At 43.1% G+C, this 18,516-nt stretch carries 11 protein-coding genes; 9 read left to right on the forward strand and 2 right to left on the reverse strand.

Translation table 11 applies throughout. From position 1 onward, the window contains the following. Positions 1 to 138 precede the first annotated feature (138 nt). The 5 genes from ACEN9X_RS19000 to ACEN9X_RS19020 all read left to right on the forward strand — a co-directional run bounded on the left by ACEN9X_RS19000 (position 139) and on the right by ACEN9X_RS19020 (position 11,236). Entirely contained in the window at positions 139 to 3,669 is a 3,531-nt protein-coding gene (locus tag ACEN9X_RS19000; protein ID WP_413666617.1) for a TonB-dependent receptor, read from the forward strand. A gap of 15 nt (positions 3,670 to 3,684) precedes the next feature. Beyond that, positions 3,685 to 5,544, forward strand: coding sequence for a RagB/SusD family nutrient uptake outer membrane protein (locus ACEN9X_RS19005; protein ID WP_413666618.1), 1,860 nt, complete (start codon positions 3,685 to 3,687; stop codon positions 5,542 to 5,544). A 34-nt stretch (positions 5,545 to 5,578) separates the two neighbouring features. Then, positions 5,579 to 8,416 (forward strand): SusC/RagA family TonB-linked outer membrane protein, encoded by a 2,838-nt coding sequence (locus ACEN9X_RS19010; RefSeq protein ID WP_413666619.1) that lies wholly within the window; start codon positions 5,579 to 5,581, stop codon positions 8,414 to 8,416. Between the two features lie 24 nt (positions 8,417 to 8,440). Next, on the forward strand, positions 8,441 to 10,126 hold the full coding sequence (locus tag ACEN9X_RS19015) for a RagB/SusD family nutrient uptake outer membrane protein (protein ID WP_413666620.1): 1,686 nt from the start codon (positions 8,441 to 8,443) through the stop codon (positions 10,124 to 10,126). Between the two features lie 78 nt (positions 10,127 to 10,204). Continuing rightward, positions 10,205 to 11,236, forward strand: coding sequence for a DUF1735 domain-containing protein (locus ACEN9X_RS19020; protein ID WP_413666621.1), 1,032 nt, complete (start codon positions 10,205 to 10,207; stop codon positions 11,234 to 11,236). Between the two features lie 235 nt (positions 11,237 to 11,471). Here ACEN9X_RS19020 and ACEN9X_RS19025 read toward each other — a convergent pair whose 3' ends face one another. Continuing rightward, positions 11,472 to 12,842: a two-component regulator propeller domain-containing protein gene (locus tag ACEN9X_RS19025; RefSeq protein ID WP_413666622.1), complete on the reverse strand. Its 1,371-nt coding sequence runs from the start codon at positions 12,840 to 12,842 to the stop codon at positions 11,472 to 11,474. 347 nt (positions 12,843 to 13,189) lie between these two features. Here ACEN9X_RS19025 and ACEN9X_RS19030 point away from each other — a divergent pair, with 347 nt between their 5' ends. From ACEN9X_RS19030 to ACEN9X_RS19045, 4 genes are all read left to right on the forward strand, one after another. Beyond that, positions 13,190 to 14,239, forward strand: coding sequence for a sensor histidine kinase (locus tag ACEN9X_RS19030; RefSeq protein WP_413666623.1), 1,050 nt, complete (start codon positions 13,190 to 13,192; stop codon positions 14,237 to 14,239). Then, on the forward strand, positions 14,211 to 14,978 hold the full coding sequence (locus ACEN9X_RS19035; protein ID WP_413666624.1) for a LytR/AlgR family response regulator transcription factor: 768 nt from the start codon (positions 14,211 to 14,213) through the stop codon (positions 14,976 to 14,978). The genes ACEN9X_RS19030 and ACEN9X_RS19035 overlap by 29 nt, the downstream gene beginning before the upstream one ends. A gap of 286 nt (positions 14,979 to 15,264) precedes the next feature. Then, entirely contained in the window at positions 15,265 to 15,846 is a 582-nt protein-coding gene (locus ACEN9X_RS19040; protein WP_413666625.1) for a porin family protein, read from the forward strand. A 132-nt stretch (positions 15,847 to 15,978) separates the two neighbouring features. Beyond that, positions 15,979 to 16,200, forward strand: a complete 222-nt coding sequence (locus ACEN9X_RS19045; protein WP_112575124.1) for a DUF6965 family protein — start codon at positions 15,979 to 15,981, stop codon at positions 16,198 to 16,200. Between the two features lie 9 nt (positions 16,201 to 16,209). Here ACEN9X_RS19045 and ACEN9X_RS19050 read toward each other — a convergent pair whose 3' ends face one another. Then, positions 16,210 to 18,315: an AAA family ATPase gene (locus ACEN9X_RS19050; RefSeq protein ID WP_413666626.1), complete on the reverse strand. Its 2,106-nt coding sequence runs from the start codon at positions 18,313 to 18,315 to the stop codon at positions 16,210 to 16,212. Positions 18,316 to 18,516 lie beyond the last annotated feature (201 nt).

Below are 18,516 nucleotides of genomic sequence, written 5' to 3' on the forward strand. Positions count from 1 at the left end.
TTATGGCAATGCCAGATAGTAAAACTAATTGCAGCGATTACAACCACTTATTAATAAACTGACATTCAAATGTATAAAAATTTTACTGCATTTACTTGCGGCAAACATCGTGGGCGCCTCTATAAACCTGTGCTTATTATGAAACTGACACTTATCTTGCTAACAGTTACCTTCTTACAGGTGTCTGCCGCAACTTATGCACAGAAGGTTACTTTAAAGGTTAAACAAACAACTTTAAAAGAAGTCTTTGAAGAGATCAGAAATCAAACCAATTATGATTTTCTGTACAATTCTGAAGATATTAAGTTGGCTAAACCGGTAACTGTTGATTTGACCAACGCTACTATAAACCAGGTCATGGACCTTTGTTTAAGCAATCAGTCGTTAACTTATACCATCGACAACAAAACAATTCTTATCCGTAAAAAAACAGCGGCAGAGAGCAATGCCCCTAAAAAGATCAGCGGCAAGGTTGTTGACAGTAAAGGGTTACCTTTACCCGGTGTAACTGTTAAACAAAAAGGTTCTGCCGCCGCAGCCATAACCGATTTAAATGGTAATTATGCTATTAACGTTACAGATGCTAACGCTACTCTTGTATTTTCATTTGTAGGTTTCAGAACTAAAGAAATTGCCCTTAATGGCCGTTCGGAAGTAAGTATTACACTTGAAGATGCCCCGCAAGACCTTACCGAGGTTGTTGTTGTTGCTTACGGCGTACAAAGAAAAGAAACCGTAACCGGCGCTATTACATCAATTGGCACCAAAGACCTGGTGCAGTCGCCGGTTGCGAACCTGAGTAATGCGCTGGCCGGTCGCTTATCGGGCTTAACGGTAACGCAAACCAGCGGTAAGCCGGGTGATGACGGCGCTACGCTTTATGTGCGTGGTGTGGGTACTTACACCGGTCAAACCGCTCCGCTGATTATGGTTGACGGTATCGCCCGCGACAGCTATAATGATATCGACCCTAATGAGGTTGAATCCATCAGTATCCTGAAAGATGCTTCGGCCACAGCGGTATACGGTGTGCGTGGTGCAAATGGTGTTATCCTCATCACTACAAAACGCGGTAAAGAAGGAGCTCCTAAAGTTAGCGCTACTTTCCAGACTGCTATTTCGCAGTTTTCGAGCATGCCAAATTTTGTTAACTCGTACCAGTATGCCACGCTGTTAAATGAGCAGAGCTATGAAAACTACTGGATCCAGCATTCAAGGGATGCCGACGTGAAAACCTGGAACGATTTTGTGACCAAACGTGATGCAAACTGGATCAAGGATGCTACTATATATTACTCGCCCGAAGATTTGAAGTATTATCAAAACGCGCATACGCCAACTATTAACGGGCAGGCAAACCCTTATTATGATCCGTATGGCCACCCTGATCAGGACTGGAAAAAACAGATCTTTAATAAGTTTGCGCCACAAACACAGGTAAACGCCAACATTACAGGTGGTACCAAGGCAACCAAATACTTTGTTTCGTTAGGCTACCTGGCACAGGGCGGTTTGTTCAATACCGATTACATGCCTTTTTCGGATGAGATGCAGTTTAAGAAGAAACGTTATAACCTGCGCTCCAACCTCGATTTTGATGTGAACTCCGATTTCAGGGTATCGGTGGATGTATCTACCCAATACGTAACCATTACCGGTATGGACAATGATGGTTACACCTGGGAAAAAAGGATCTTGTGGTCATCGCCGCTTGGCTCTCCTGGTATTATCAACGGCAAGTTTGTAGTGCCATTCTCTAATCAAAACGACCAGCTAAACCCGCTGTATGCTATCGCTAACAGCAACAACTATAATATCACCACCAACAGTACTTTAAACTCGGCTATCAAGTTAAGCTATAAACTGGACGACATTACGCCCGGTTTATCGGTAAACGCACGCGGTGCTTACGATAGCTATTTCCAAAGCCGCACCGGCGGTAAGTACACTCCGCTGTTATACGGTCTGCGTCCAAATCCTAACGGTAACAAACTCGATCCTATCCTGGTGCAGTTAACAAATGACGTTGCACCTGCACGCTGGACAGATTTTTACACCGATAAATGGCGTAAAGTATACGGCGAGTTTTCGATCAATTATAACCGTGTATTTGCTAAAAAGCACACCATTACCGCTTTGATTTTGGCCAACGCCGAGAAAAAATATGATCCGAATTTGTTATACGATCTTCCGCACGCTTATGAAGGCGTATCGGGCAGGGTGACTTATAATTATGCAGATCGTTATTTGGCCGAATATAACATGGGTTATAACGGTTCGGAAAACTTTCCTGAAGGTAAAAGGTTCGGTTTCTTGCCGGCTTATTCATTAGGGTGGCTCGCCAGTAATGAATCTTTCTTCCCTAAGCAGGATTATGTTACTTATTTAAAAATCCGCGGGTCATTAGGTAAAGTAGGTAATGACGGCATCAATATTCCAGGTACCTCAACATCAGCCCGTTACCTGTATTTGCCTGATACATGGCAGTATGTTAACGGCTACAATGCAGGCGGCGGTTATACATTTGGTACCCTTAATGATCGTAACAGGATCCAGGGCGCACGGGAAAACGTATTGGGTAACCCTGATGTAACCTGGGAAACAGCAACCAAATCAAACATAGGTTTAGAAACCCACCTGTTTAATGATCGCCTTTCGCTTATTTATGACCACTACAATGAGCACCGTAAAAACATCCTTTCATATAAAGGAAGCGTACCGGGCATAGTGCAGGCAACCCTGCCTCCGTATAACCTGGGCGAAGTAAAAAACTGGGGCGACGAAATTGAATTGAGTTACACCAGTGCTCCGGGTAAATTTACCTGGTGGGTAAAAGGTAACGCCTCAACCAACCATAATAAAATCCTCTTTAAAGATGAAGCCATTGCGCCGGGTTTAGAGTACCAGGCAGCTACCGGCAGACCTATTAATCAGGGCTCTTACTTACAGGCAGATGGACTTTACACCTCATGGTCGCAGTTATACAACATTGATGGTAACGGTAACCCAATACTTTCGCAGCCTGTGCTGGCAGTTGGTGCCGATGGCAAACCTTACAACAATGCCGCAGGTAACCCGGTTTATCAAAAAGATCTGGGCTATGCAGGTGCACCGTTACAACCGGGAGAGGTTAGGCTTAAAGATGTTAATGGCGATGGTGTTATTAACGAAAAAGATTATGTCCGTTCGGGCAAAACCGACCTGCCTACCTTAAGCTACGGTGTATCATTTGGCTTTAGCTTTCATGGCTTTGATTTTTCAGCCTTGTTTCAGGGGCAATCAGGTGTGGCTAAATATGCTATGCAGGAACTTCACTTCAACAAACAACAATCACTGTTTGATGTGGATTTGAACAGGTACACCCAGGACCGTTATGATCATGGCGATCGGATTGATTTCCCTATTGCTGCTTATAACCAGGATGCAGCCTACAATACGTTCTTTTTGAAAAGTACAGCTTTTGTAAGGCTTAAAAACGCCGAGATAGGCTATACGCTTAAGCCCGAGCTTTTGAAAAAGATAGGTGTCCGTTCGGCTCGTTTTTATATCAACGGATATAACCTGTACACATGGTCGCCAAACAAGATCTGGGGCGATCCTGAAAACCTGGGTTACATCGGTTATCCGCTTACCCGCACCTATAACGTAGGCGTTAATGTTAATTTTTAATCATAAGATATAGCAATGATGAAAAGAACAAATATTATTTTACTGCTTGTGGCTTGTTTCATAGGCGGTATGCTTTCAACAAGCTGTAAAAAAACTTTTCTTGAAAAGCCTAAAGGTGGTGCGGTAACAGTTGATACCATTTTTGATACCCGCAACCAGGCACAATATGCGGTGGCGCAAATGTATATGTTATGCGTTAGAGGGTATTTTCCAGAAACGTATGATGGTTGCCGTCCCGAAGCGCTTACCGATCAACTTTATATCATCCATCCGGCTTATGACTGGGCTTCAAATACCATTAACACCGGCTCATATATTACCGGTAACATGAGTGCCGATAATAATTGCGATTACGGCTTTGGCCAGGATAACGGCGCCGGTTTTTACTGGCACTATAAGGGCATCAGGCAAGCTAACCTGGTATTGAAAAATATTGATAAGGTAGCCGATGCTGATAACGCATGGAAAACCGACGTTAAAGGCCAGGCTTTGTTTTGCCGTGCTATGCAACACTATGAGTTATTCAGGTATTATGGCGGTGTGCCTATCGTGAACAAAGCCCTTGACGGTACTGTAAAAATAGCCATCCCACGCAGTTCGGTACAATCGGTTGTTGATAGCGTAGTTAAATGGTGTGATCAGGCTGTTGCTATGTTGCCGGCTACCCGCCCGACTGCTGATTTTGGCCGCGTTACCAAATTGGCTGCCATGGCTTTAAAAGCAAGGATATTGCTTTATGCTGCAAGCCCGCTTTACAACACACCTGCCAGTATGAAAGGGGAGGTATCAGGTGCAAGGTTTAATGACAGCCGCGATACGGTATTGGCTTATGCCAGCTATGATAAAGAACGATGGAATAAAGCTGCCAAAGCTGCTAAGGATGTAATAGACAACGCAGCAGCAGGCGGTGTTTCATTATTTAATACCGGTCATCCGCTCACAACCGGCGAAACTTATGCCACCTTAGGCGATTATGAATCGGTATGGAATGTGTTCGCCAACCAGGAACTGATTTTAGTTAATACCTCAAACCAGGTTCCGGGTGCCGGAGGTGGCTGGGGCGATGGTTCGGCCTGGGGCCAGTACCTTTCATCAAAGCTACGTTTGGCGCAGTGGGGCGTTAAAAACAACGTTCCTATTGAGTTCATTCAGCAATATGAAAAAATTGATGGTACCAAATGGACAATGCCTGCAAGCGGTTCAGATTTACCGGTTGATGTTGCAGCCTGGAACCTCGACCCACGTTTTTACCAAACTATTGCTTATGATGGTAAATACTATAGTAGCCAGCGCGGCATTCTTGCCTATTACAAAAAAGGCGACTACAGTACCGATGGTAACCTGGCCAGCAGCGATGCCGGTGTTGATGGTTATGCTACCGAAACCTACAAATTTGTTGCAAGGGTTGATAACATGACCGATAACCATTTTGCATGGCCGGTGTTTCGCCTTGCCGAGTTTTACCTTGGTTATGCTGAAGCGCTTAACGAATACCAGGGCCCAAGCGCAGAAGCTGCAACTTATCTGAACAAGATCAGGCAACGTGCCGGGATGCCTGATAAAAATCCGGCCACTATTGATGCGTTCAGGGACGCGGTTCAGAATGAGGAAACCATTGAGTTTGCTTACGAAGGACATCGCTATAACGACCTGAACCGCTGGTTAAAAGCCAAAACTGTTTTGAATACGGTGTTACACGGTATCCAGACAACTGCCAGGAACGTTGGCGGACAATTAAAACGCACATGGACAACTGTTCCATTTGTTACAAGGGTGTTCCCCGCCAGGTATTACTATGTGCCATTTCCAAGTACCGAAATCAGTTTAAGGTATTTAGGCAATAGTAGCTGGGACGGACAAAATCCAGGTTGGTAATAGGCTTTTACACATTAACAATTAGTGAAGAACAATGAAAAAAGATTATAAAAACTTTTTGGCCTGGATGCTTGCGTTCTGCAGTTTTTCGGCGGCAAACGCCCAAACCGCAGGTACGGCACCAGCCGATACCATAAAAAAAGCAAGCTCTTATAAAGACTTTGTCGACGGGGGCTTAAGGATAGATAAATCATGGCGCAACACCGGCGCAGTTTTTACCCTCTCGGGCGAAGACCTGACCCGTATGACCTCGGGCAACCTGCTTAACACACTACAGGGTCGCATTCCTGGCTTAACCGTAGTTACCGGATCGGGCGAGCCTGGTTATGATAACCCAACCTTTTATATGAGAGGCGTAAGCAGCTGGAACCTGCAAGGCAACCAGGTATTGATTTACCTCGATGGTTTCCAGGTTGATATGGGGGCTATCAGCGGCCTTTCGGCTTATGAAATTGAATCGGTTACCTTATTGAAAGATGCGGCTGCACTGGCAGTTTACGGATTGGAAGGCGGCTCGGGCGTGTTAAGTATCCGCACTAAAAAAGGTGCTGTGCTGAATAAAACGCAGGTATTTGTAAATGGTAAGTATGGTATACTAAGCCCTATCGACTTGCCTAAGGTGATGGACGCTTATGGTTATACCACAAACTATAACAATGCACTAACTAACGACGGTTTGCCAATTAAATATGCAAATCCTGAGCTGTATAAAGCAGCCAATGATCCTTTTCACCCAAATGTGAACTGGTACGATGAGTTGCTGAAGAAAACTTCGGCTATCCAGGATTACAACTTCGGTTTCCGTGGCGGTAATAACACGGCCAAATTCTTCGTGCTGATGAACTACACCAACTTTGAAGGCTTGTACAAAAATGCCGATGTCATTGACAAGGACTTTGGTACCAATGCCAAATACACCAAGTTAAATCTCAGGGCAAACATTGAGCTGCAGCTCAACAAAAATCTCGTAGTAACAGCCAATATCAGCGGTATTACTGAGGACAGGAACACGCCTTCAGGCTTCACGGCTGCCCAGGTGTTCAACAACATTATGGCTATCCCGGCTGCTGCTTTTCCGGTTAAAAACCCTAATGGTACCTGGGGCAACAGCTCGGTATATAAATTTAACCCCATTCAGCTTTTACAGCAAAATGGTGTTTACCAGTCGCATACCCGTAACCTGCAAACTAATTTCAGCTTTGTGCAAAAGCTGGATAAGCTAACCAAAGGCCTCGACCTTAAAGGCGAAGTATCCTTTGCCAACCAGTATGTGGGGATCTACCAGAAACAATTCTCGGTAAACTCGTACGAAATTACCGGTCAGGATGCGCAAGGTAAGGCCATTTATGGTTCAACCCCGGTAACACCCATCAGCCAGTCGAGCAGTGATGGTGGTGGTGCACACTGGAACCGTACCACCGTAAGGATGGGTTTTGATTACGACCGTACTTTTGGCAAATCAACCTTTACTGGCATGATCCAGGCACGCAGGCAGGGTTATACGCATGATGGTATAGTTTACCAGGTACGTACGCAGGGCATTGCCGGCAATGTAACTTATGATTATGATAAAAAGTACATCGTTGACCTTTCTGGCTCATACAGCGGATCTGCCGATTTTGGCCCCGGTCATCGTTATGGTTGGTTCCCGGCCGTAGGTTTGGGCTGGATAGCTTCAAAGGAAGATTTCCTGAAGGATAATTCAACCATTAACTTCCTGAAGGTTCGTGCATCATACGGTACTGTTGGTAACATCAATGAAGCTTATCGCTTTTTGTACCAGCAGTTTGCAGTTGGTGCGCCAGGTTGGATCACAGGTACAGGCAATACTGCGCATGGTGGCCTAACTGAAGGCCCTTTTGCTAACCTTGATTTTGCCTGGGAGAAAAAAACAACCCTTAACATTGGGTTAGACTTCACCTTGTGGAAAAACCTTTCGGGTACGTTAGATGTATTTACCGAAAAACGTACTGGCATCCTCGAAATCCCATCATCAGGAGTGCCTGATTATACAGGCTTTAACCTGCAATATGCCAATACCGGCGAGGTACATAACAAAGGGTTGGAAGCATCATTAAAGTATGAGCAAAACGATAATAAATTCAAATATTATGTAGGTGGCTCAGTTGCTTACGCCCGTAACAAAATAGTTAAGCGCTCAGAAAACCCTCAGCCATTTAACTACCTGTATACCCAGGGTTATCCTATCGGCCAGATGAAAGGCCTGGTATATACAGGCTTTTACCAGCAATCGGATTTTGATGCCAGCGGAAACCTTAAACCAGGGATAGTAGCGTCGTCATATACCAATGTTAAACCAGGCGATTTGAAATTCAAAGATCAGGATGGCAACGGTATCATCAACGACTATGACAAAGTGCCGATGAACTATGCGAAACTGCCTGAGATCACTTTAGGTTTTAATCTTGGTTTTAAATATGCAGGTTTTGATTTTGATGCTTACCTGCAGGGTGTACTGCACCGCACTGTTAGCTTGCTTGATGATGCTTATACCTATACACACCCATTTGTATTCAATAATAACATCTCTGAGTTTTCGGCAAATAGCTGGACGCCTCAAAATGCCGCTACTGCTACTTCGCCGCGTTTATCAACGCTTGCAAATCCTAACAATGATCAGCAATCTGATTTCTGGATGCGTAATGGCAATTTCCTGAAACTACGCAGTGTTGAACTGGGATATACTCTGCCTCAGCGTGGGTTTTTAAGAAAGCTTGATGCGGTAAGGGTTTTTGTGAATGGTACCAACCTGTTTACATGGGATAAGATACAGGATCTTGAAGCCGAGCGCCTTTCAATGGGGTATCCTTTAGTAAAAGCAGTAACATTTGGCATGAAAGTGAAATTGTAGTATTAATTATTTGATTACAAGGAAATGAAAAGAAATCGATATATAATAACAACGCTGGCGCTGGGTACGCTGCTTTACTCATCATGTAAACATGACTACCTGGAAGTACAGACCATTAAGGCCGATATTACCACCGATAAGCTATACTCAAATTATACCTATGTACAGCAGCAGATGTGGAATACCTACAGCTACCTGCCCGATGGTTTCGCCAATCTTGATCTGGAAACAGCTACTGATGAAGCCGAAGCAACAAACTCGGTTGAACGGGCGCAGCTTTTTAACTACGGTACCTGGAACCAATATACTAACCCTGATAATGTTTGGGCTGCTAACTTCGATGGTATCCGTCAGGCAAACCTCTATCTGAAAAACAAGGGTACGGTTGATATCAATTACATTAAAGATAAAATCACATCAACCGATTCAACTACTTATTACAACGCCCGCAATAACGTTAAGTTTATGGAAGGCGAGGCGCTGTTTTTAAAAGCTTACTTTTATTTTGAGTTGGTAAAGCGTTATGGTGGTGTGCCTATTTTTGAGCAGCCGCTTGATTATAATGATCCCAACTCATGGAAAAACATACAGCGTAACTCGGTTGATGAATGTATCAAATACATTGCTTCATTATGTGATAAGGCTGCTGCTATTATTCCGGCTAACCTTTCGCCGTATTCGTGGTATGATGCCGGCCGGGTTACTAACGGCGCTATCAAAGCGTTAAAAGCAAAAGCATTGCTTTACGGTGCAAGCCCGCTGTTTACCGCAAATGGCTCAAGTACAACCTGGGCACAGGCTGCCGCTGCTGCGCATGATGTTATCGCTTTGGGCAGTTATTCACTTGATGCCAATTATTCAAATTTGTTTGGCGCAAATAACACTACATCGGGCGAGGTGATTTTTTATCGTCGCTACGGTGCAGCGAATGCTATCGAATACAATAATTACCCTATTGTATTTCAAAATAGTAACGGTAACAGCGTAACGCCGGCCGAAAACCTGGTTAGTGATTATGAGGTACTTATTAAATCGGGAAGTACAATCACAGGATCGGTTCCGTTTGATTGGAATAACCCGGCCCATGCCGCTGCTCCATATACTAACCGCGACCCGCGCTTTGCTGCAACTGTAGTATACAATGGTGCATCGTTCAAATCAACTACTATCCAGACTTATTTTGGTGGTAACAGTGGTTTGCCTAAGCAAAATGCTACTAAAACAGGATACTATCTGTCAAAGTGGATTAATCAGTCTGTTGACCTGATCAACAACACAACTACCAATCATGCGTGGGTATATTTCAGGTATGCCGATATTTTGCTAAGCTATGCCGAAGCGATGTTCAATGCTTACGGGCCAGATGCTGATCCGCAGGGCTATGGTATGACAGCTCTGCAGGCGATTAACAAAGTAAGACAACGTGTTCAAATGCCGGCACTTACAGCAGCGCAGTTAAACCAGCAGGCTATTGAACATGAGCGTAATGTTGAGCTTAGCTTTGAAAACAACCGCCTGTGGGATGTACGCAGGTGGAAAAAAGGTGTAAGCTACTTTAGTAAGCCTATAAACCGTATTGATATTACATCTGCCGGTGTTTATACTGTAAAAAAACTGGAAGACAGGGTGTTTACCACTAAAATGGAATGGTACCCTATCCCTCAGTCCGAAATTTCAAAAACAGGCTGGACACAAAATCCGGGCTGGTAAATACAAGCTTTCCATCACCCTCAAAGCGGGGTGATGGGCTGTTAAATGATTTAAATTAATAATGTAAAAAATATTTTCATGAAAATTAATGCATCATTAGTAAAGCTTTCGGTAGCATGCCTGTTGCTGGGAGTTGCAGGTTGCAAACAGGAGCACCTTAATGGGGTGAAGTCAAACCCTGATGTGAAAGTTTACCTGCCCGATTCTGAAAAGCCAAATGGCCTGGTTGATGTAATGGCCGGAAGTTCGCTTAAGGTTGACAGCGCAAAAAGTACGGTGAATTTTTCTATCCCGGTATATCGTGGTGGCGAATCAAATTTTGAAACGTTAACCGTTGATGTAAGTGCCGATAACAGCGCTATTGCCGGTTTAATTACTGCCGGTACATTGCCGGCCAATACCGTAGTACTTGATCCGGCCGATTATACGTTGGACGCTAAGGATACAGTAGCGTTTAATAATAACATCATGAAAGGCAGCATCACACCTAAAATAAAAATTGCCAGCCTTAACAAATATGATGGCAAAGTCGTTGCCCTCGGTGTTAAAATTGCAAACTCGTCAAAACAGGAAGTAAATACCGATATGAACAAGGCTATCATTTACTTCAGTGCAGCAGACCTTATTGACGCTATTACGCCTAAAACCAATTTGATAGATAATACCAAATGGCAAATTTATCACCGTGGTGATGGTGTAACCTTTAAGGTAAATACTGATGGCAGCGTGCTGGCAACCGGTGGTAACTGGGGGCAGCAGGGTATTGTTCAACCTGTGGAAGTAAGGGCGAACAAAAAATATAAAATCGATATGACAGTAGCCGGTTCAGGTGCTACCGATTGCTGGTTTGAGGTTTATGTTGGCCAGGCGGTACCTTCTGAAGCAAGTGATTATGCTGATGGTGGTACCCGCATAGCGCTTAATACCTGGAATGGTTGCGGTAAATCACCTTTCAACGGCTTATTATCATCAATATCATGTGCGGGTAGCGGTAATGTAGTATCATTCCCTACAAGTGGTACGGCCTATGTACTTATCCGGTCAGGAGGTTCAACGCTGGGCACAACCGGGATCAAGATCACCAATATTGATTTCAGAAGAGTGAACTAAAATCTCCGAAAAAACAGCCAACCGGTTCTCAATGATAAATTGAGATTTAGTTGATTAGTATATCACTATACTATGAAACGCCCCGGGATGAGATCCGGGGCGTTGTTTTTTAGCCTGTAGATAAAAGTAGTTTTAGCAGACAATAATGATTTGGGTTATCAATGATAAAAAATTATCAAGAAACAAAAAATAGGTGTGGCAAATGAGGAGAAGGGGATAGGCAGTTAATATAACCCTACGCCCCCGCCTTTTTCCTGATCCTTAACAAGCCATTGGCAGTAGTGGCGTAAATAACACCTTTTGAATCCTGTACTATCTGGTAAATGGTAAAGCCAGGCAGCGGCGAGTTGTTGTTGTGGTAGTTTTCCCAGCCATTATTCAGGTCAAACCTGGCAATGCCCGATTCATCTGTGCCCAGCCATAAAACATGCTCAAACTTGTCGTATAACATCGTATTAACATGGTTGGCAGGCATGCCCGAGTTTTTATCGTTATAGTGAAGCCAATTGCCGTTAAACTTTAATACCGCTATGCCTTCTTTATCACTATCGCTTTCGCCGGCTTGCTTTTCGCAATCAACCAGCGAGAAGTAAACATTTCCTTTTTCATCTTCTACCGCGCCCGAAATGGTTGCATTTTTTAGCGGAGTATTATTGAGACTGTTAAATGAGGTAATAACGCTTTTGTCAATCATGATAGTGCCTTTTGAGGTACCTATCCAAAGTCGTTTCTGACTATCTACATAGGCAAAAAGCACATTGCTTGATGGCATTTCGGGCATCGATTTTTTGTTGATTACAACTACTTTGTCTTTCCTTTTTACAACCAAACCGTTTTGTGTAGTAAATAATAACTCACCGTTACGACTGTTCAGTACCTGGTTAACGCCGCCTGCCAAAAACTGTTTAAAGTCGAACAGCTGCCAGCCGCCACTGCCATACATGAATATTTTATTATCGTAATAAACCCATTTGTTGTTATCCCTGTCGATCGTTACCTCTTTGATGTTGGCATCTGACGGAAATGGCGAGTTGTATTCATTAACCGGTATAAACGTTGTTCCTTCAAAGCGTGTCATGCCCTTTTCGGTAGCATACCATAAAAGGTCTGATTGGTCCATTGCAGCTGATTTGCTGATGTTATCAACCAAAGGCGAGTTGTATTTTGTCCAGGTTGTAAAATCGTAGTTTTTTAACGACGGATTGGCGTAGGTTACAGTCTTATTGTAAATTATCGGATCGCCCGGCGGTTTCATCTCGGCAAGGTCCATTCTTTGAACCTGGCCATAAACACCTCCGCTTATAAAACGGAAAATAACGTTTACTGAAGTGGCTACCGGTTTGCCATTTAGTATAGCCGGTTTCCAGATACAGCCATTAAGATAGGTGATCAACTCATTGGTGAGGGCGCTTTTGGTAGCATCGTTATGGCTGAGCACGCAACTAAAACCACGTTCATCAACCAAAACCTGGAACGTTATTGAGCCGGTGGCATCTTTTAAAAGGTAGCGGTTATTGATCCGTGCAGATACAAAATCGATGGCAAGCTGGTCGCAGCTGGCCTTAACATCACCGCAGTCCATGCAATAATTGGTGATATTACACATCTCTACCTTTTGTAAAAAAAGATTTTGAGCCGATAGGGCCGAAGGTAAAATAAAGATAAACAGGCAGATAAATAATATTCTGCGGATTTTAGTTGGGGATAACAATGCCAGCATTACGCTTATAAATAAAAGAAAGCAAACCCGAAACTCCAAGCGAATGATAGTTAAATAATGTTAAACAAAGATACGCATCATAAATGAGGATAATATGAAGCCTTTTGCATTTGAGTGCGTTTGTAACAAAACAATTCCATTAAACCGTTTAAAAGTCTCTTGAGGTTCCTTTTTGCCCGCTTCGGTGGCAAATTGATACAGTGCTTGTTGCCTATTAGTTATCTTTGAGTAATATGCCGTCTCCATTACCAATTAAAAGCCTTATTCGGCTTAACTGGCTGCTTGTATTTACTTTTACCGCGATCATATCGCTGTATTTTATTTTTTTGCTGGACGAGACTCCTATATATAAGGTGTTTTATATGGGTATGACTGCGCTGGGAATAGGCTCAGTAGCTTTTGTAAATGTCAGGATCCTGATTTTGTTGGCACGTAGCTATAGCTTCAAGGGGAAAGCATTTAAACGCTACCGTTATTTTTTTACCTATGCAGCAAGCGCCACTATATACCTGATGCTGGCACCTGCGTTTGATTATTTTGAACATAAAGGCCGGTTATACCCTTTCCCGGTTTTTCTGGTGATATTCTTTATTTCCAGCATCCTTGTTAATACCGTTATTATCCTGCTTCAGGACTTTGTGATTCTACAGGCTGATAAGTCTCATGCAGATCTTGAACTTTCCCAGATCAAAGCCGCTCATGCCGAAGCTACAAACCTGCTTTTAAAACAACAAATTCATCCTCACTTCCTGTTTAACGCGCTTAACACACTCAAGGCACTTTACCGGAAAGATCCAGGTGCCGGGGATAATTATATTGTTCACCTGGCTAACTTTCTCAGGGCTTCTGTTTATAATCATGCTGCAAAGACCTCGAGCCTTGCAGATGAGCTGGCCTTGTTGCTTGATTACCTCGAAATGCAAAAAATCAGGTTTGGTTCGGCATTAAATTGTAATATTGACTTACCGCTCAATCTATTGAATGATCATTACCTGCCATCCTTTTCATTACAGCCCCTTCTGGAAAACGCGATCAAGCATAATGAGCTAACCCAACAGTCGCCGCTTGTTGTAAACATTTTTTGTTCGGAAGAGAGGATAATTGTATCCAATACGCTTAAGAAGAAAAATCTTAACGTAACTTCAACTCACCATGGGCTTGCAAACCTTGCCGAACGGTACAACCTGTTATCAGGCGATGAAGTTATAATCAGTGAAAGTAAAGACACATTTTCCGTAAGTATCAAATTGTTAAATGATGAATATAGCGATCATAGAGGATGAGCCTGTAGTAGCCGATGACCTGGAACTGAGTATAACACAACTGATCAGTGAACCGGTAACTGTAGTACAGCTTCATTCTGTAAAAGAAGCCGTTTCTTATTTTGCGGGAGGTAACGGGGTGGATCTGATATTCAGTGATATTCAACTGGGAGACGGGTTGAGTTTCGAGATATTTGCTGCAATACCTATTGATGTTCCTGTGATTTTTTGTACAGCATACGATGAATATGCGTTGGATGCATTTAAGGCAAACGGAATAGATTATATCTTAAAACCGTTTACAACGCAAACGCTTCAGCAGGCGCTGGAACGTTACGGGCAGCTGAAAAAAGTATTTCAAACACCTCAGCCACCGCAGTATGAAGTGCTTATGGAACTGCTGACCAAAAAGGAAACCACCAAGCCTTCTTCGGTATTAGTTTATCACCAGGATAAGATCATTCCTATAAAATTAGATGATATCGCATTGATCCACCTTTCAAACGAAGTTTCGCATTTATTAACCTTTTCAGGTAAGGTCTTTTATCCTAACAAAAATTTAGATGAACTGGAAAAAACATGTGGAAGCTACTTTTTCAGGGCTAACCGTCAGTTTTTAATTAGCAGGAAAGCTATTATTGATGTTTCCAGTTTTTTTTCCCGCAAACTGTCTCTCAACCTCAACATTACATTCAGCGAAAGGATTGTGGTAAGCAAAGGCAAGGCTTCCCAATTTCTTGCCTGGCTGGCAAAAGCCTGATAAATGAAAGCCGAACGCAAAATGCATAAAGCTAAAAGCTAATTGGTTGATTTTTAATTAGTGTTAGTCGGTTTAGTTGTGTTTATTGATAGGCGCAATGCAATGCCTTACTTTATCATGTTGCCGCCGTAACAGATCTGCCGATTTTTTCCGCTTCCGGCGCCAGTTTGCCCGCTTCGATTACCTTTTCCTTTCCCGGGCCGGTTCATAGGCCCACCTTTGCGCTAAATAAAACAAATGCGCTTTCGGGCCGCAACAATTATCTCAAATATTGAAATTAAAATTTATGAAAAAGCTACTCATCATCTTTACTTGTTTAATCCTGGTATCAACTAAAGGTTTCAGTCAGGGCATCCTCTCACGCCTCGAGTTTGGGCTTAAAGCAGGCGCCAATTATAGCAACTTTACCAATGCCAGTTTTCCTACTGATCCGTTGGTTGGCTTTCATGCAGGTGCTACTGTTGCGTTTAAATTCACCGATAATTTCTTAGTACAGGAAGAGTTTTTATTCTCATCACAGGGTGCAAAAATTAAGGGCGGCTCACTTGGCGATCAAAACCTCAAACTTTCCTATATCTCTGTTCCATTTTTGTTGAAATACCGTGCTAACTCAGGGCTTTATATTGAGGCAGGTCCGCAGGTAGGTATGAAAGCCAAAGAAGATGTTTCGGGATTAAGTGCCGGGGATTTTGCCAAGAAACTGGATTTGGCGGCAGCCGGAGGTATCGGATACCAGTCAAAACTGGGGCTTGGTATTGGTGTAAGATATATTTACGGCCTCTCAAAAGTTGGCGACTTTAATATCTCCAACATCAACAACGATTTTAAAAATAATAACGTTCAGGCCAGTTTATTTTACGTGTTTTAAACAGCCGGGAGGTATTAACGGAATTAAAACAATTGAGCGGTTAGCTTTTAGCTTTATGCATTCTGCTTTCAGCTTTTTATTTAAGCTCGAATGCCTGGTATGAAAATGCCGGGCTTTTTTTACTTTTGCGTCATGAGCTACGAAGAATTGAGTGAATACTTTAGTAATGTTACGTTACCCCAGGAATTAAGGTTAGACCGCGCTACAACTCAGCTCCATGTTGCCGATTTTGTTAAGCAATTATTGAAAAACATGAAAAACTATCCTGATAACTGGCGTCACCAATACCAGTTAATGAGGATCAAACACGCACTTGAAAACCCCTACAACGGTCCGGAAATTCCGAGGTTTTAGATATTGTGTTTAGGAAAACAAGTCGTTTTCACCTAAATAACTCCTGATCATTTTTAAAATAGGTTCACCCAGATCGGTTGCTTTGGCATCGCCAAAACTTTTTAACTGCGAAAGCTGGTTTAATGACCGCGGTAGTTTCGAAGTAATGTCCCGAAGCATATTTTCAGACACCAGCGTATGTTCGGGGATTTTACGTTCGAGGCTGGTTGCTTTACGCCAGTTGAGTAATTGCTTGTAAAGTTCGGGGTTAACAATTTCCTTTTCTTTTGGTAATGCTTTAGGGTTCCAGTTTTTATATACCGGTTTGTAACTTATCCCGGCCTCCTGTACCGATGATAGAACATCTCGGCCTGATGTGGCAATAGGTAGGCGCACAAAGGCTGCCGTTTTTGCCTTCAGGTTAACCAATAAATGGTTTAGGCTGTCGTAAAATTCGGCAGGAGGGTTGGTGTTGTTTATAGCAGTATAAAAACTGTTAATAGCTTCTGAAAAAGCATTTAATTTAGGCAGAAAATAGTTGGCGGCATTTTTTAGCCTGCCTATAAAAGGCGCATTGTTCCAGATAAGCTGATCATCAGGTAAAGCGCCCAGTTCCTTTCGGATAAAACGGTCGCCGATAGTTTTAATTTCAGTTTCCCAGCTGTGATCGGTTTTGTTGATGTTTTCGGATAATGGGCTATTTTTAATCGCCCCGCTCAGCATGATGGTTTTAAGTTGTTTCCATGCACCTGTAAGCATCGAAAAATCAAAGATATCCTTCATCTCTTCCAGTGCTATTTGCCGGATGGTGCTCTCCAGCAGATTTTCATCAGGCGTGGAGATAGCCGCATTTTGCATAAAGCTGATGATCTCCGGATCGGTACGGATATTTTCGGGGCGTACAGGCGATTTCAGGATCATGCCCTCAAGTGAGCGGCAACGGCTTAAAGCCACATAAGCCTGTCCGAAAGCAAAGGCTGCATCGACGTCAATAACCGCTTTTTCAAATGTAAGCCCCTGGCTTTTGTGTATGGTAATGGCCCAGGCCAGTCGCAGCGGATACTGGCTGAACGATCCGTTGTTTTGTTCGTTTACCTTTTGCTCATCTTCGGCCAGGGCATATTTTACGTTTTGCCAGCTTTCGGGGATCACCTCAAACTCCGATCCGTCGTCAAGAAAACTCAAGCGGATATTGCCCGGCCCCATAGCAACTACGCGCCCTGTACGGCCATTATAATATTGTTTTTTGCCCGAGCTGTCATTTTTGATAAACATTACCTGTGCACCAACTTTTAATACTAACTCTTCTTCGGCGGGATATGCCTCTTTCGGGAAATCACCCGTAACCGTTGCTTTAAAAGTTTGCGCTTCGCCATCAAGCTCAGTCAATCGCTGCTGGTTAATTTCATTAACGAGTTGGTTATGGGTAGATAGGGTTACGTAATCCTTAAGCCAGTTGGCATTTAAGTTAGGGTTATAATGGGCATTAAGTTTGTCGAGCATTTCGCCGTTGGCATACCCATTCCTGATACTATTGAGTATCTCTACAAAAGCGGGGTCTTTCTGGCGATAAACCTGGGTGAGCTCAAAAGTTAATACCGGAAATTTTTGAAATGCAAGGCTATCAAAAAAATAAGGCCCCTTGTAAAAATTTCTGAGCACGGGCCAGTCCTTTTCATAAACCGGGGGGAGCTGAAACAAATCGCCGATCATCAATAATTGTACACCGCCAAAAGGCCGTGCCGATCCTTTAACCTGCCGTAATACGGTATCAATATAATCAAGTGTATCCGCCCGCACCATACTGATCTCATCAATAATGAGCAGGTCGAGGCACTTTAATATGTTTGATTTTTCGAGGCTAACCTGTCTTAGCAGCGTGTTGTGACTGTTATGATCAGTTACGGGCACCTGCGGCCCGAAAGGTACCTGGAAAAAAGAATGGATAGTTACGCCGCCGGCGTTGATAGCTGCTACGGCGGTAGGGGCTACAACAGCCAGGTTTTTGGTAACGTTTGCCCTGATCCAGCGCAGGAAAGTGGTTTTACCGGTGCCCGCCTTGCCGGTTAAAAATATTGGCCGGTTAGTATTTTCAATAAATTTAAGTACCAGTTCATGAAAAGGCTCCAACACCATACGCTTGCTATTTTATTATTGTTTTCCGGATCAGGAAACATTTTCAAATTTAATGATTAGGTATGAGAGTGGGGATTTGGGTTATCAACAGTGTTAAATAGGAAGCGCTTTCTTTCTTTTTTAGCTTTTTTGAATGCACTTTTTTATCAAAATCAAAAATGTTTGATCAAATGTTGAATTTTAGTCCATGTAAATATTTGA

Source organism: Mucilaginibacter sp. Mucisp86, from assembly GCF_047324315.1.
GTDB lineage: Bacteria > Bacteroidota > Bacteroidia > Sphingobacteriales > Sphingobacteriaceae > Mucilaginibacter.

Bases quoted from the DNA above. Each gene is read 5' to 3' on its own strand.
- ACEN9X_RS19000 (WP_413666617.1), top strand. From the start codon at position 139: ATGAAACTGACACTTATCTTGCTAACAGTTACCTTCTTACAGGTGTCT.
- ACEN9X_RS19005 (WP_413666618.1), top strand. From the start codon at position 3,685: ATGATGAAAAGAACAAATATTATTTTACTGCTTGTGGCTTGTTTCATA.
- ACEN9X_RS19010 (WP_413666619.1), top strand. From the start codon at position 5,579: ATGAAAAAAGATTATAAAAACTTTTTGGCCTGGATGCTTGCGTTCTGC.
- ACEN9X_RS19015 (WP_413666620.1), top strand. From the start codon at position 8,441: ATGAAAAGAAATCGATATATAATAACAACGCTGGCGCTGGGTACGCTG.
- ACEN9X_RS19020 (WP_413666621.1), top strand. From the start codon at position 10,205: ATGAAAATTAATGCATCATTAGTAAAGCTTTCGGTAGCATGCCTGTTG.
- ACEN9X_RS19025 (WP_413666622.1), bottom strand. From the start codon at position 12,842: ATGTGTAATATCACCAATTATTGCATGGACTGCGGTGATGTTAAGGCC.
- ACEN9X_RS19030 (WP_413666623.1), top strand. From the start codon at position 13,190: ATGCCGTCTCCATTACCAATTAAAAGCCTTATTCGGCTTAACTGGCTG.
- ACEN9X_RS19035 (WP_413666624.1), top strand. From the start codon at position 14,211: ATGATGAATATAGCGATCATAGAGGATGAGCCTGTAGTAGCCGATGAC.
- ACEN9X_RS19040 (WP_413666625.1), top strand. From the start codon at position 15,265: ATGAAAAAGCTACTCATCATCTTTACTTGTTTAATCCTGGTATCAACT.
- ACEN9X_RS19045 (WP_112575124.1), top strand. From the start codon at position 15,979: ATGAGCTACGAAGAATTGAGTGAATACTTTAGTAATGTTACGTTACCC.
- ACEN9X_RS19050 (WP_413666626.1), bottom strand. From the start codon at position 18,315: ATGGTGTTGGAGCCTTTTCATGAACTGGTACTTAAATTTATTGAAAAT.